We start from the raw sequence: 15,561 nt of genomic DNA, 5'->3' as shown, positions 1-15,561 counted from the left end.
ATGGCCCCCGGCGACGTCCAGGAACCGACCGAAGAGCTGTGGATCCGCGTCAAAGCCGACTGGCTTTCCCGCCACGCCGGATGGCTCGACGCGATCTGGCCGCTGGACAGCGAATCCGACGCGCGGGAACTCGCCGACGTCTGGGACCGTCTTCGCGACGCGTTGACCGCGCTGCACGACCAGGCGGGCCCGCACGTCGAAAGCCTGCACGACACGTGGAACGACCTCGCGGGCGTGTCCGCGTACAACGCGTTCCACCAGTTCCTCGACGGCTCGCCCGGCGGCGACGGGTTGCTCCAGCTCGCCGGGCACTGCCACGAACTGGCCGAGGCCTGCCGGAAGTACGCGAAGGATCTCGCGGACATCAAGGGCGAGATCGTCGCGGACATCCTGATCAACGTCGCGCTGTTCGCCCTGTCCACGATGATCGCCGGACCGGCGGGCGAGGCGGTTTTCGTCGCGAGGCTCGCCGGCCAGATCGCGGCCCGGGTCGCCGCGGCCGTCGAGAAGATCGCCGCGGCGAGCCGGGCGGCGAGGCTGGGCGTGGGCCTGATCAAGTTCGCCGGCGAAGCGGGGTTCAACATCGGGCGCGGGGCCGCCGGCGGCGGGTTCGGCAATCTGCTGGGCCAGGAGTTCAGCTCGTGGCGCGGGTACGGCGACGTCGACCCGGACAAGGTCAAGGCCGCGGCCAAGGCGGGCGCGATCGGCGGCGCGCTCGGGCACGCGGTGAACCGCACGGTCGGGAACGCTGTCTCCGAGACCGCGGCCAAGGGCCTGGCGAAGCTGCCGAAGATGTCCGAGCACGCCGCCAAGCAGCTCGGCTCGGTCGCCGGCGCGAGCGTGACCGGAGCCATCGCCGGAGCCGGCACGAACTCCTACCTCGGGCACCCCGTCGACCAGGGCGCGATCGCCGGCGCCGCGCGGGGCGGGATGCACGCGCTCGGGGCGAACGGCATGAAGAACACCTACGAGCGCGTGACCGGCCACGAACACCCGACCATCCGCGACCTGCTCCGGCCCCACCAGCCGACCCCGCCCGACGGCGGTCCGCCGAACACCCCGATGCCGCCTCCCGCCGCCGCACCGCACGCCGCGGAGGCGCCCGGCTCCGCCGAACACGCCGGTACGGCTCAGCACACCGCGCCGCGCACCTCCGCCGAAGTGCAGGCCGCGACCCAGCGCGCGGAAGTCCCGCTCGCCGAACGGGCCACCGGTACGACCGGGATGCATTCCGGCGCGGGTTTGGCGCCGAGGATCGACGCCGGCGGGGCGTCGGGTGCGGGAACGGCACCGAGAATCGACGTCGGCGGGTCCTCCGGTGCGGGAACGGCGCCGAGGATCGACGCCGGCGGATCGTCCGGCGCGGAGGTGACGAACCTCGTCCGGTCGCCGTCCGCGGCACCAGCGCACCTGCCTCCGCCGACGCGGACCGCTCCCCTCGCGCCGCACTCGGCCCCTCCGGCTCGGTCCGGGGAAGGGCATGTCTCGGCACCGGTCAAGGAGGCTGGTGCGGGTGCCAAGGGCTCGCCTGGTGGAGACGGCAAGGGCTCGCCCGCGGGGCAGGACAGCGCTTCCCCTGCGGAAAAGGCTGCGCCGACCCGAGCGGACGACACTTCCGGTGCCGCAGACGAGGGTCAGGGGCGCTCGGCCGCTGCGGAGTCCGAGGCGGGCAAGGTGGTGGACCTGAACTCGCGGCGGAATCCCGACGCCGCGGCCGGGGCGAAGGCGGCCGAGGCTGCCGAGGTGAAGCAGGTTCCGGACGCGGAGATCCCGCCGGACGAGCCGCCGGGGTCGGGTCAGCGGCCGGAGGGACCGTCCGGTCAGAGCCAGAAGGAATCGCCGCGGCCGGGCGGATTACCGGAGGGCGGTGCCCGGGTGGAGAAAGCGACCGCGGATTATCGCGGCGAGCCCACGCGTGCGAACGAAACCGTTGCTGGACCGACGCGAACCACCTCCTCCCACAACGAACCCGCACCGCTCCGGACCACTCGAGCACCAGAAAACACCACCCCACCGACAAAAACCGCCGCGGCGGTCCGCAGCGAACCCCGCGCGAACGAAACCAGCGCCGGACCAACGCGAACCACCACCTCTCACTACGAACCCACGCCATTCCGAACCACCCACTCCTCAGACAGCAGCACTACACCGACGAAAACCACCACCAACCACAACCAACCCACACCCCTCCGCACCACCCACACACCAGAAAACACCACCCCACCGACAAAAACCGCCGCCGCGAACCACGACCAGCCCACCACCGCCCACAACGAACCCACACCACTCCGGACCACCCACTCCTCAGACAGCAGCACTACGCCGACGAAAACCACCACCAACCACAACCAACCCACACCCCTCCGCACCACCCGCACACCAGAAAACACCACCCCACCGACAAAAACCACCGCCGCGAACCACGACCAGCCCACCACCGCCCACAACGAACCCACACCACTCCGGACCACCCACTCCTCAGACACCAGCGCTACACCGACAAAAACCACCACCAACCACAACCAACCCACACCCCTCCGCACCACCCGCACACCAGAAAACACCACCCCACCGACAAAAACCACCGCCGCGAACCACACTCGACCCGAGCCGCGGGCGGAGGCATCAGCCGCCGACGAGTCCACAGCAGGAAAATCACCCGCCGAGCTCAAGGACTTCCGGCCGAAGGAGTCGTTCGCCGGGCGGGCCAAGCGGGTTCTCCTGACCGAACCCGAGGCGAAACTGGCCGAGCTGTCCGAGCACGCCGCCTACGTGCGCGATCGCGGCGTCGGCTGGCTCGGCGACCAGCTGCTCGGTTCGCTCGGCGGCCATCCCTCCGGGCCGCGGCCGGGCGATCGGTGGTTCGGCGTCGAGACGCGGCGGAACGAGGCCGCGTTGGCGGACGTGCTCGGGCGGTTGCGCGGGCTCGGGTATTCGCTGTCGGACCTGGCCGAGCAGGGCATCGCGTCCCCGCACCTCGCGCTCGCCGACCGGATGGTGCACCGCGAACTCGGCGAGGCGGAACTCAAACAAGCGCTCATCGCACGCTCCCAGCTGTCCGAAAGCAAGCCCGCCCGTTCAATGTTCGACGAAGTGCTGTCGCGGACGGGCGAGCTGCTGACCGAGGCCAAGGGGCTGGAAGCCAAAGCCCACGAGGCAATCGCGAAGGGCGCGGAACCGGACCCGGTCGTCTTCACGGTGCACGACGGCGACGGCGCGTCGGGGGACGGACCGCGGGCGGCGTTGCGGCTGGTTCCCGTTCTCACCGGGGAGAGCGAAGCACTGGCCGTCGGGGACCGGGCCGATGGCGCTGGCGCGTCGAAATCCGCCGGAGCGTATTTGCCGGACGGAGCGCTCTCTCCAGATCGGGTCCGCGCGCTTCCCGATTTGTGGGGCGACTTCCGCGCGCGGGCTCGATTCGGCGGGTTGTCCGCGCACTTGGAACTGCTGCACGAGGCCGGGAACCTCGACGCCGACGGACGCCACGACTTCCGGCTCGCCCTTCACGACTGGCTGGCCGACGCGCCGACCCCCGAGGGAAGCGGCCTGCGCACGCAGTTCCGCGCCGCCTTCGATCAGCTGACCGCGGACCCCGTCTCGCCTGGGCCGGACGTCCGGACCGAGCCGACGCTTCCGCGGGCTCGGCTGGGACAGTCGGTGAGCTTCGCCGAAAGCGTGCTCGGCCCGGTCGTCGGCCCGGTGCCCGCGACCGTGCCGGATCCGGGGCGGCCGTCGATCGGCTTCCCCTCGCGGCCGCCGATGCGGACGGAGCCGCTCCCGAGCGTCGGCGATCCGCGCCCGCCTCGAGTGGGTGACCCGGCACCCGTCCGCGTCGCCGACCCCCGGCCAGGCTCACCCAAGGTGCCCGGCGAACCGGTGCCGGTCCGCGTCGCCGACCCCCGGCAAGGCTCACCCAAGGTGCCCGGCGAACCGGCACCCGTCCGCGTTGCCGACCCACGAGCAGGATCGACCGCCGCGCCCGTCCGACCGGGCGACGTCATCGCCGCTCCGATTCCGCAGCTGCCGCCGGACTTTCCCGGCAACGACCAGCCCGGACCGGTCCCGGACGTGCGCTATCCGCGACCCGACGCGCCGGAAGTGCCGCCCGTCGTTCCCGCCGCTTTCCCTTACCCCGTAGAGAAAACAGTCGTGCGGCCGGTACGCGAACACCCCGAGGTCGTCCCGCTCCGGCACGGCTATCCCGGCGAAGCGAAACCCCAGCCGCCAGTTCCACCCGAGGACGACGACAAAAACTTCGACCTGCCGCGCGAGGTTCGCGAGCAGCTTACCGAGCAGGAACTCGCCGACCTGTGGACGCTGGTCCGCGCGACCGGCGCCCGGCCCGGCGACGTCCTCCGCTGGATCGTCGACAAGGTGCTCTACGACCGCGTCCGCCAGGCTGGCCGCGGCCTGCCGCACCAGGACGCGAGCCTCGCGGACAAGCTCCGCTTCCTCGCCGTGGAACGGGAAAGCGACCGGCTCCTCGTCGGCGACCGGCTCGCCGAACTCGCCGGCACTCCGCGGGCGCGGGTCCAGGTCGCCGAGGAGGAAGACCGTCGCGAGGACGGGGCCGCGGGCATCTACCTGCGCTACGGCGTCCTCACCACGCTGTCGTTCGCCCACGCCGAGTTCGCCAAGCGACGAGACCTGCTGGACCGCATCCAGGCGCAGCTGGAACTCGCGAAGTCCGCTGCGGCCGACAGCCCGGAACTCGCCGGGCGAGCGGATGAACTCGCGGTGAAGCTGATGCAGGAATACCTGGACCTGGTCAGCCCGGAGCTGGGTTTCCTGCACTCGCTGAGCCTTTCCGACGACGCGGAACGCGCCGCACTCGGCTTCGGCGGCGCGACGGAGTTCCGGCCGCGCGGGCAGGTCCACGACCACGGCGAGACCATCGGGCTGGCCGAGTTCTCCTTCTCCCACGCCGACGGCCGGCAGCGGAAGGCGGTCGTCGCCCGGCTGCGCAGTCCCGGGTCCGCCGACCGGGAACGGCTGCTCAAGAACGCGCGGCGCTACCTGAAGAATCAGCACCACGGCGAGGAAAAACCGTTCATCGTCCTCAGCCGGGAATGGCGCGCTACCGGCGAAACAGATCTCGCCGAACTCACCGACGGGTTGCGGAAAATGGGCTTCGCCGCCGTCCTGCACAGCGACCCGGCCCGGCCTGCCGAAGAGTCTCGGACCACCGCGCTGCACCTCGACGACGCGGTGCGCGCCGAAGCCGACGCACCAGCACGTTCGGAAAAACCCTGGCTGGGCAAGGTGTTCTCGGAACTGTGGGAGGCCGCAGGAGCCGCCGGGCAGCCCGGCTTGCGGCAGATCGCGCTGCTCCCGGCGAAGGACGTGGTCGACGTGCTGTCCTTGCTGCTCCGGCCCGACAGCGCGCCCGCCGCGAGGGATACGCATTTCGCCGCGCTCGGGCGGGAATTGGCGCGGTTGCCGGAAAGCCAGCGTCAACCGCTGCGAGACAAGCTGCAGTGGCTCGGGGAATGGATCGACGGACGGCCGCCCTGGAAGCAGGCCTACGAGGACGCACGAGGACTGTGGACCGCGTCCGCGCTGCTCGCCGCGCTGAACGCGGGAATGTCCATTGCGGACGTCCGGCAGTTCGCCCCGGACTTCGCGCCGCTGCACGCGAGCCCGGACGAGGAGGTCGCGGCCGCGGCGGTGCTGACCGAACTCGCCCTGCACGAAACCGGGTTGGGCGCGCTGTGGCAGCCCGGGGTCTTCGCCGCGCCGATCCGGCCGGACGACCCGGCGGCCTTCCCGGAATTCCCCGTGCGGGACGCGACTTCGACCGGACCGGACTACCACGTGGTCGTCGCGCGGACAGCGAACCTCGCCGAACTGCTCGCCCGAGCCCGGCGGAACCTCAGCGCGCATCCCCGATTCGTCCTCCTCACCGGCGAGCCGACGACCGCGGAACCCGAAGCGCTGCGCGAACTCTCCCAGCAGTTGCTCGCCGAGGGCTTCGACGCGGTCGCGGTGCACCGCGCCGGTTCGCCGTTCGAAATCCTCGCCGCGCGGACCAACCTCCTCACCAGCCTGACCGCGCACGCCGTCGGCCCACTCCGGCCGGTCACCGCCCCGGGACTGGCCGAATGGCTGTCGGCCAAAGCGGCGGCCAGGCACCAAGAACACCTGGACTTGGCCGAACAAGCGCGGCGGGCGACGGAAGAACCCGAACCCGCGGCGCCGCGGCCTCCCTCGAACCCCGTCCAGCCCGCGGCCGAACCGTCGCCGCCGCTCACCGGGGCCATCGAGATCCACGCTCCGCTCAGCACGATCCCCGGCGCCCGGCAGCGTCCGACCGCCGACGACATCGCCCGGCGGATGCTGCCCGCCGCGGCCGTGGCGGCGGGCGTGCGCGTTCTCGAGAACGGCCCGTTCCCGCCCCCGTCGGGCGACACCGTGTTCCTCGACCACGCCGGGACCGTTTTCGCCTTCCAGATCGTCTCCACCCCGAACCTCGGCTACTCCGCGCGCGCCCCGATCACCTTCCAGGTCTTCCGGGAGCCCACGGCGGGGCAGCCGCTGCCGCTGGTCGTCCTCCGGCTCCCCGACTGGCTGGCCCCGGACCTGGCCGTCCTCCCGATGGCCCACGCGATGGCCGCCGGCGCGGCCCTGCTCGGGGCACATCGCCGCGGCGACCCGGTTTCCCTGCCGGAGCAACGGTTCTGGCACGACCGGTTCCCCGGCACTGCCCCGGTCCCGACGCCGACCGACCTCGGCTACGTCGCTCAGGTCGCCGCGCTCGGCGCGGAACTCGACCGGGACGGGACGCGGCGGCGCGACCGGCGGCGGATGCGCGAACACCTGTCGCGGCTGCTGTCCTACCTCGGCCTGGCCGGAGACGATCCGCACGCTGGCGTCCGGCTGTCCGCGCTGGCCGCGTACCGGGCCAACGCGAACGGCATCGACCGCGCGCTGGCCGTGGCGGACCGGTTCCGGCCAGCCAAGGCGGTCGAGGGCTACCGCGTCACCCAGTGGCCGGTCGAAGACCCCGCCGTCGAAATCGGCCACCGCCTTCCGGTGGACACCCCGGCGCGCCGCTTCGACCATGCCCCGGCGGTCGCGGCGGCGGTCCGCGCGCAGGTCGGCAAGGCCGCCGAACGGACCGGAGTCCTGCTGGTGCCGGCCGGCCCCGACCTCCGCTACGACGTGTTCCACGACGGCCGGCACCTCTACACCGCGGCTTTCCACGTCCTGCCGCGCACCACGCTCGAATCGACCGGGGTATCCGTGCATCCGGGCACCCGGGTGCTGTCGGGGTATCTCCCCGCGCGGCTCCGGACGCGAGACGTCGAAGAGATCGTCCGCGCGGCACTCGCCTTCGGCACGCGCTACTTCCGCACCGCGGCCTGCGACCCGGGGACCCTCCGCCCGGACGCCGACCCCGACCGGCTGCCGGAAAGCCCGGCCGACCGGGCGCTCGAAGCGCGACTCGAAGTGCTGGGCGACCGGATCACCGCGGCTCCGCGCTGGCGTCCGCTGCACCGGCAACAGCTGATATCTCAATTGCACAGCCTGCTCGAACGCGCAGGCCTGGAAAAGCAGCTGCCGGACTACTCGTACCGCGTCGCCGCGCTCGGTGCCCGTGCCCGTGCCGTTGTGGACACCTTCGCCGTCGAGCGGAAAGACACCGCCTACCCGACCACGGCGTTCACCATCGCGACCACGGTCGTGTTCGACCAGCCCACCACCGTGGCCATGACCGTCGCGTTGTCGATGTCCGGCTTCGCCAGCGGACACCCCGGAAACGGCTTCGCCTACTTCGCGTACGGCGCGGTGTCCGCGGTGCTGGGCGCGGCGATGACCCGGCGCTACGACATCGCCAGCGACAAACAGGCCGCGCTGAAGAAGAAGTACGACGAGATCCGCGCGAACGTCGACCACGGCCGGAACCAGCACGAACTGGCCACCGACTGGCACGAAGCGAAGTTCGGCACCCCGCTGCCGGGCACCGGCGTGCCCGCCCCGGCCCAGCTCGAAAGCGACGCCCCGGACATCGCCCTGCCGCTGCGCAAGCGGATCGCCCGGTTCAGCACCCCGCCGCTGGTCGCGCTGGGGACCGCGACCGCGGTCGGGTTTCCGCTGGACATCGCGGTCGGCTCGTTCTTCGCGCTCGTGGCGGCCGGAACGGGCGCCGCGGTGTTCCGGCCGCTCGTCGAGGGCTACAGCCGGCGGCGGCGCAAGGGCACCGAACTGGCGGTGCACGACGCGATCCGGCGCGAACTGCACGAGTACGACCTCGAAGACGCCAAAGAGCTGTACCGGCAGCTGATGCACGCCCGCGCCGCGATCGAAGGCCTGCTCGCCGAAGGCGTGCTCCCCGATGCCGCGCTCGCCGAACTGACCCCGGCTCCGGCCGAACGCGCCGCGGTGGGCTTCGCGGAGCACGTCACGGGTTCGAAGCTGATGGACGCGGTGGCGAGCTTCCTGCCGTACCTGCCCGACCTGTACAAGATCACCCACCCGACGCTCCAGCCGCTCAAGGCACTGCTCGAGCACTTCACGCCGCTGCAGATCCTCGCCGCGGTGGACCTCGCCAAATTCGGGGTCGCGGGCTGGATCTCCGCCTTTGCGGACAACCACCTCGCAGTCGGCGAGGTCACCAACAAGCTGACCCGGATCGCGATGCGCATGCGCGCCGAACGGGAAACCCAGCTGCCGGTGAAAATCCGGGACCGGGACCTGCTGCTGCGGGACCTGATGGGCGAAGCGCTGACCGCGGTAAGGGCCGCGCAGGCGCGCCCCGCCCGCTCTTCCGAACTGGAGCGGGCGCTCGCGGAGATCCGTTCGAAGCCGCCGCTGCTGCCGAAGCCGGTGGCCCGCAAGGCCGCGGTTTCCCGGCTGCGGTACGCGGGGGTCATCGCCGCCAAATCGGTCACCGTGGGCGGGTACGCGGTCGGCTTGAACGTACTCGCCGGGATGCCCGCCACGGCCGTGTGGGGCACGGTGGCGGCCGCGGTCGCCGGGATGCTCGCGATCGTCGGCAAGCCGTACTACCGGATCCGCGAGATCCTGACCGACGACCGGGCGGGCACCCCGGTGGAGCAGCAAAGCGACCGCGACGCGGTGGCCAACGGGCACGTGCTCCGGCTCCTGCTCGAGACCGCCGGACGCGAACAGCCGGTGCTCCCTGCCGTGACGCCGCTGTCCGAGTTCGAGCCGCTGACGTTCACCGGCGAAAGCCTGCGGTCCGGCGACTGGGCGACGGAACTCCGGGGCAAGCTGGACGCTCTCGACCGCGCTGTCGAGACCGAACTGGGGCACTGGGGTTTCCGTCCGACGCTCGAACGCCGCCAGGCCTTGCTGCGCGACGAACTGCCCCGCCTTTCCGCCCGGGCACGGACGCAGCTGGCCAAGTACGAAGGCAGCGAACACGGTTTCCTCGCCAACCATCTGGACGCGACGCTGCGGGAGTACCTGCGCACCGGCGAGGGAGATTTCGCCGCCCGCGTTGCGCAGGTGGTGCGGCAGCACGAAACCGCGGACGCCGAACTGCTCCGCGGGCTGATTTCCGTTGTCCAGAACCACGAAACCGGAGCTCTCGCCACCCGGCTGGGAGACCTGGTCCGGGAGCGGGACAGCAGCCGCCAGCTCGTCGACCGCGTGACCGAGCTGCTGAACTCGCACCTCCGGGACGAGGAAATCGCCGCGCACGCAAGGCTTCTGGTGCACTGGCACGACAACAGCGGCGACGGCCAGCTCGCCCGGAAGGTCCGCGACCTCCTCCGGCAGCCGCCCGAGCGGCTCCCCGGCGAACTGCGCCGGCTGCTGCTCCCGTTCGAGCACGAACGCACCCGGGCCGCCCAGCTCGCCGTGACCGCGATCCGGGACCTCAACGAACGCCTCGACGAATACCAGGCCGCCAGCGACCCGATGCGGTTCGCCCGCCTCGAACCCCCGGCCGCCGAACTGCCCGAACCGGACTACCGAAGCCCCGGGCAGCTGCTCGCGGACGATCTCGCGGACCGGCCGGAACCGGCCCGGACGGTGCTGGGACTGCGTTTCCTCGGCGACGTCGTGCCCGAAGACTGGGCGAAGCGGACGCGGACCTGGGGCGCCGAACAGCTCGCCGAGGCGCGGAAGGCCCTCGAACTGGCGATCTGGTCCGGGAAGAAGAACGGGAAGTACACGCTGCCCGCGGTCACCGCCGACACCGCGCCCGCCGCGGTGCTCGAATCCTTGCTGCGCGAGGAAGTTCCGCTGTTGCGGGAGGTCAACCCCCGCTATCGCTCCGCGCGGCTCGACCGCTACCGGTACCGGTCGAACTGCGTGTCCGCCACGAGCGCCTTCTTCCACCGGATGGCGGGCTGGGACACCACCGCGGTACCGGCCGGACCCGAGCCGGAAACGCTGGCCGCGCTCTGGCAGCGGCTCGGCGGAACCTGGGAAGCCCACGGCAGCGAGTACGACACCCTCATCGCCGCGCTCACCGGGCGCAAGGGGTTCGCCGGCGCGGTCGCCGTCCGCTCCCTCGGCGCCGACGGCACGATCTCCCGGCACGTCAGCGCGGTGGTCGTCAGCGAACGGACCGGCGTGCCGATCTTCGCCGACCCGATGACCGGGTCCGCCACGAAGCTGCCGCCCCGGCCGCTGGAGATCCACCTGCTCCCGGTGGGTCTCGCCGCGCTGCGGTCGACGGACCCGGTCGCCCTGCCGCCCGCCGGGCTCGACCAAGTGCGGCCGGCCGAGCGAACCGAGCCCTACCACGGGAAACGGCTTCGCGCGGTCTACGACGTGCTGCGGCAGTCACCGCAGTTCGCCGGGAAGAACCTTCCGCCGCTGCCCGCCGAACGGCAGAGCCCGCCCGTCCACGTGCTGACGCATCCGGTGTTCCACCTGTGGCGGCGCTCGCCGCTCGCGCGGGCGACCCGGACGCACTCGCTCCCCGCGATCGACGCCGGCACCGTCTCGAAGTCCCAGGCGGCCCGCTTCGTGCGGGAGGCCGAGCCCGGCTACGACCGGCCGGACCCGAACGCCTACGGCGCCGCGTGGGACCCCGACGGGCGGGTGAACCAGAGCTACCTCGCGTACTGGTTCGGCGGATTCTGGTTCCACAGCCACGATTCCTACGACAGCGTCATCATCGCGATGGCGGAACGGCCGGTCGGCGCCCGGGCGTTGCTGCACATCGTCACGACGGATCACTACGACAACGAGTACCACCAGCTCGGCTGGGTCGCCCACGGCCGCTACGGCATCGCGTTCTTCGACCGGCTGCGAGGCACGCTGCTACGTCTGCCCGAGTACCCGGCCCGGTTGGCCCTGCTGCCGTTCACCGACGCCTTCCTGCCCTGGCCCGACGCGCCGCCGGAATACCAGCCCGCGGCGGGCAAGCTGTACGTGCCGGATCCCCCGGAGCCGAACCCGGGCGTCGATCTGCGCCGCCCGCACCGGGAACCGCGAGCGACCCCGGCGCCCGGTCCACTGTGGACTCCGGGGCAACGGGACCTGGCCGCGGATCCGCTGGCGTCCGGAGTGGACGAAGGACGCGGCGTCAGGTTGTCGGCGCCCGGTCCGCGTCGCCCGCTCCGGCCGCCGATGCGCCAGGCGCCGCATCCCGCCGGACCGCCCGCGGACGCGGGGAAACCGGCGCGCTACGGCCCGTACCACCGGCTGGAAAGCCCCAGCCAATCCCCGGAGACGGCGCGGCTGATCGAAGAGTCGAACGAGGTCTGGGGCAGGACGCCCCGGCACGGCAGCAATCCGGCGGTGCAGGCGTGGAACGGCCCGTTGCCGCCGGACCGGCGCGGGGTCGAGTTCTACACCGACGTCAAGCCGCACTTCTACGGCAGCAAGTCCGGGCTGCGGGAATGGCGGGCGGCACAAGGGATTCCCGTGGAGGACGAGTTCGCGAAGCTGGAGGTCGTGGTCACCAAGAACACCCAGACCGAGGCGGCCCCGGAACCCGCGGAGAACGGCATCCTGGCCGAGGCGGTGGCCGAGGTCGAAGCCCGCGGCCCGGAAGCAGTCCTGCGCGAGGACGCGCTCGCAGCGCCGCCCCGGCGGCTCGAACCGACGCCCGCCCAGGCCCAGACGCTCGAGCTGATCCGGGGAGCTTTCGGGGACCCCGCGCCGGAGGGACCGCCCGGCGACGTCGCCGAACTCGTCCAGTGGCTGGCCGCGGAAACCGGCGGCGCCGCTGGGCCCGGCAGCGTCCAGTTCGAGCGGGTTTCCTGGGTCTACCAGGCGTTGGAGGTGCTGCGCCGGGACAGTCCGGTCCGGATCACCGCTGTCGAGGACGGATTCGCCGCTCCGGACTCGACAGGTTTCCGCGAGCTTCGGGTCTCGGTCCGGCTGCCCGATGGACGCCCGGGCGAACTCCGGCTCGGGCTGACCTCGATAGCCGAGATCGCTGGAACCGCACGAGCGCTCGGCAATTTCGCCCGCGCCGTCGAGGAAGCGCAGCCGAGCAGCCCTCGGGACGAGGCCGTCGCGGCGGTCCTTCGCCGGCGGCAGCGCGAACTCTTCGAGCAGGCCCTCCGCCGCGGCCTGCCCGCGCCGCCGCCCGCCGGGCCGGAGTCCTTCGCGGACCCGGACGAAGCGGCATTGGCCGCCGCGGAGATCGTCGGGCACGCCGAGTTCGGCGACCGCCTCGCCAGTGCCAACGAAACGCACTGGCTGACCTACGCCGACGGTTCGCAGGCCATCTACAAGCCCGCCGCGGGCGAATCCCGTTCGCTCGCCGTGCCGATTCCCCCTGGCGGGCAAGGGTTCCGGGAGAACGCGATGTACCGGTTGGCGCGGGCAGCCGGGTCAGACGTCGTGCCGGTCACCGCGTACATCGACGGCCCGCGCGGACCCGGTTCCGCGCAGCGCCGGGTCGAGGGCCTCTCCCCCGCGCTCGACGTCTCGGCCTACCCGCTCGCGCAACAGCAGGAAATGGCGTACCTCGGCTACGTCGGCGCCAGCTCCGACTGCAAGGCGCTGTCCAAGGACGGCGAGGTGGTCGCCATCGACAACGGGCAGAACTTCCCGGACTACGCGGACGATCTCATCGGGATCAACTCGCCGTTCGTGGCGGCGTGGCTGGACCGGCCGCTCGACGCCGACGTCCTGGCCCGGATCCGCGCGATCGACCCCGGATGGCTGGTGCGGATGCTCCGCGCGAGCGGGATGAGCGAGTACGCCGCCGACGAGGCGCGGGACCGGCACGAGGAAGTGCAGCGGCTCGGCCGGATCGGCGGACAGCAGTGGCCCGGCCGGATCTGGAACGGCCGCGACGGATTGGCGAGGGACTTCCGGTGACAGACGAAGGAGCGGTGGTGGAGGCGAAGGACGCAGCGGCGAGGGTCGATCAGTGGCTGCGCACGGGGACGCGGGCGGATCTGACTGCCGGCGAGCACGCGGTGCGCGTCGACCGCGAGCACGTGCTGCGGGTGCCGGAGGGCTGGTACGTGCCCTACGACTCGGCCCGCGCGCTGGACACCGGCGACTGGCTGGCGGCGCTGGTCCCGCAGCCCGCGCTCGTGGTGCGCGAGGACGGCGCGCTGCGGCGGCCCGACCTCAGCCCGGAGGGACGGCTGCCGAGTTCGCCGGTCCCGGCGGCCGGGGAGAGTGAATGGCGCGAAGTCCTGGAGCCCGAGTTCGAACGCAGCGGCGTCGCCTACCTCGGCGTGCCGCCGGAAGCCGTTCTCGCCTGGCGCGAATACGCCGACGGCGTGCCGACCGGCGAACTCCGGATCAACCCCGAATACCGGCCAGGCCCGGAACGGCTCGGGTACCCGCCCGCGGACACGCCGCTGGAGTACCTGCTCGGCTGCGCGGAAACCGGCCGCTACGACCGGTCCCGCTACCTGGCCGGGCTGCTGAGCGCCGAGGTGCTCGTGCCGCTCGATCCCGATCGGGGGCGGCCGCTGGAACAACAGTGGGAAGACGGTCGCACGATCCTGCGGGTGTACAGCTCGCGGCGGCGGTTGCCGGTCGGCACCGCGCAGTGGCTCCGCGCCGACGTGCTGTCGATCCTCGAGGATTTCCCCGGCGCCGGGCTGCGGATCAACCCGGGATCGTTCCCGACCGACCGGCTCACCGCCGCGGAATTGGCCCAGGCTCGCGAGGAGTGGCCGCAGTTCCGGCCGGCGCCGCGGGTCGTGGAGGTCTCGCCCGAGCATTCGGCGCGGGTTGCCGAGACCGCGCGGCTGGTCGGCGAAAGGTTCGGGTTGGCGCAGCCGCTGGCCGGGCTGCCCGAGGCGGTGGCGAAAGCCCGGGCGGCCGGGTTCGAACTGTCCGAAGAGGAGTGTGCGCGGTTCGTCGTCGGCCGGGCGTGGGAGCGGCACAACGGCGTGCGTCCCGGCGATCTCGACCCGCCGCCGGGGCGGGAATGGCCCGCGGATCTGGCCGCCAACGGGCTGACCGCCGGGTACGACGCGCTGGGCCGCGTCCGCCCGCACGCCACGGGTTCGGGCAAGTTCTTCCGGCAGGACGCGGACGGCGTGAACTTCCAGTGGCACCGCATCGCCGGTGCGTTCGCCGGGTTCGCGCTCGGGGAAGCCCTGGGGCTGCCGGTGGACCGGTCGCCGGTGTCGGAGATCGACGGCGAACCGGCGCGGTTCGAGTTGGGTCCGCTGACTACGCAACTGCTGTTCCACACCGACGGCCTGCTGCGCGGTGCACCCGACTTGCGCGAGACCGGTGCGCGAGCCCAACGTCGATGGCAGGAAACGGAAACCGCCGACGGCTGGCTGACCCGGGTCGAGGAACTGCGCTCCCGGGTCGCCGTGGCGCCGGAATCCGCGGACGACGTCAGTTTCCTGGTCCCGGGCCTGGCCGCCGCGCTGTGCGGAGGCGGACCGGACACCGACGAACGCAGCGCGGCGGAAGCGGGCCGCCTGCTCGCCGTCGGCGCCGGCGCCGACGAACCCACCGCCGACGGGGCCGCCGCGATCGCCGAACTGTTCGCCCGGCTGTTCCGCCGCGCCGATCCGGTGTTGCCGCCGCACGTGCACGTCGAGCAGATGCTGGCCGCCGGGACGGTGTCCGGCCCGGTCGCCGGGGCGCTGGCGAGCGCCGCCCGGGCGCGGGTCGAGCTGATCCGGGCCGACCACGAGGAACTGGACGCGCTCGGCTCCGGACACACCGCCGTCGACGCGGTCGGCCGAAGCATGACGGCGGTCTTCCGGCGATTCTTCGACCCGCACTGGACGCTCGTGTCGGCGGTCCGCCACTCCGGCCGCAGCGCGATCACCGGAGCACTGGCCGGTGCGGCACTCGGCGCACGGTACGGAATGCCCGGACTGCCCGCCGAGTGGCTGTCCCGGCTCGAATCGCGCGACGTGGTGGAAACGGTCGCGGGCGACGCGTTCTGGCATTTCTCGGCCCATCCGCCGCAGGCCGATCCTCGCTGCGCGGCGCAGTGGGAGGCTCGTTATCCGAGGGGAGGCCGCTGAACCAAGTCCGCTCGACGCGCCCGGGCGGACCGCCCGCTTTGGCCATTGAGCCAGTCCGCGAGATCCCGTGTCATCCGGGATCGCGTGCATGAGGGCGGGCGCGACAAGCACCCGCCGCGCGATGGGAAGCCGCTATCCCAAGGGAAAACCGCTGAACCGGGCCAGC

General features: G+C 72.3%; 2 protein-coding genes. Both read left to right on the top strand.

Annotated elements, in window-relative coordinates:
• On the top strand, positions 1 to 13,257 hold the full coding sequence (locus F9C11_RS26470) for a hypothetical protein (RefSeq protein ID WP_409180059.1): 13,257 nt from the start codon (positions 1 to 3) through the stop codon (positions 13,255 to 13,257).
• Positions 13,254 to 15,395 carry a YrhB domain-containing protein gene (locus F9C11_RS26465; protein ID WP_409180058.1) on the top strand — a complete coding sequence of 714 codons (2,142 nt, stop codon included), beginning with the start codon at positions 13,254 to 13,256 and terminating at the stop codon, positions 15,393 to 15,395. Before F9C11_RS26470 ends, F9C11_RS26465 begins: the two co-directional genes overlap by 4 nt.
• Positions 15,396 to 15,561: the final 166 nt, after the last annotated feature.

Origin of the sequence: Amycolatopsis sp. VS8301801F10 (genome assembly GCF_046195355.1) — a bacterium.
In the GTDB taxonomy this organism is placed as follows: domain Bacteria; phylum Actinomycetota; class Actinomycetes; order Mycobacteriales; family Pseudonocardiaceae; genus Amycolatopsis.
The sequence above is the reverse complement of the archived record's forward strand: the minus strand, read 5'-3'. Positions and strand labels throughout refer to the sequence as shown.

What these genes read in the sequence shown, in the direction of transcription:
- F9C11_RS26470 (WP_409180059.1), top strand. Translation starts at nt 1, where the DNA reads ATGGCCCCCGGCGACGTCCAGGAACCGACCGAAGAGCTGTGGATCCGC.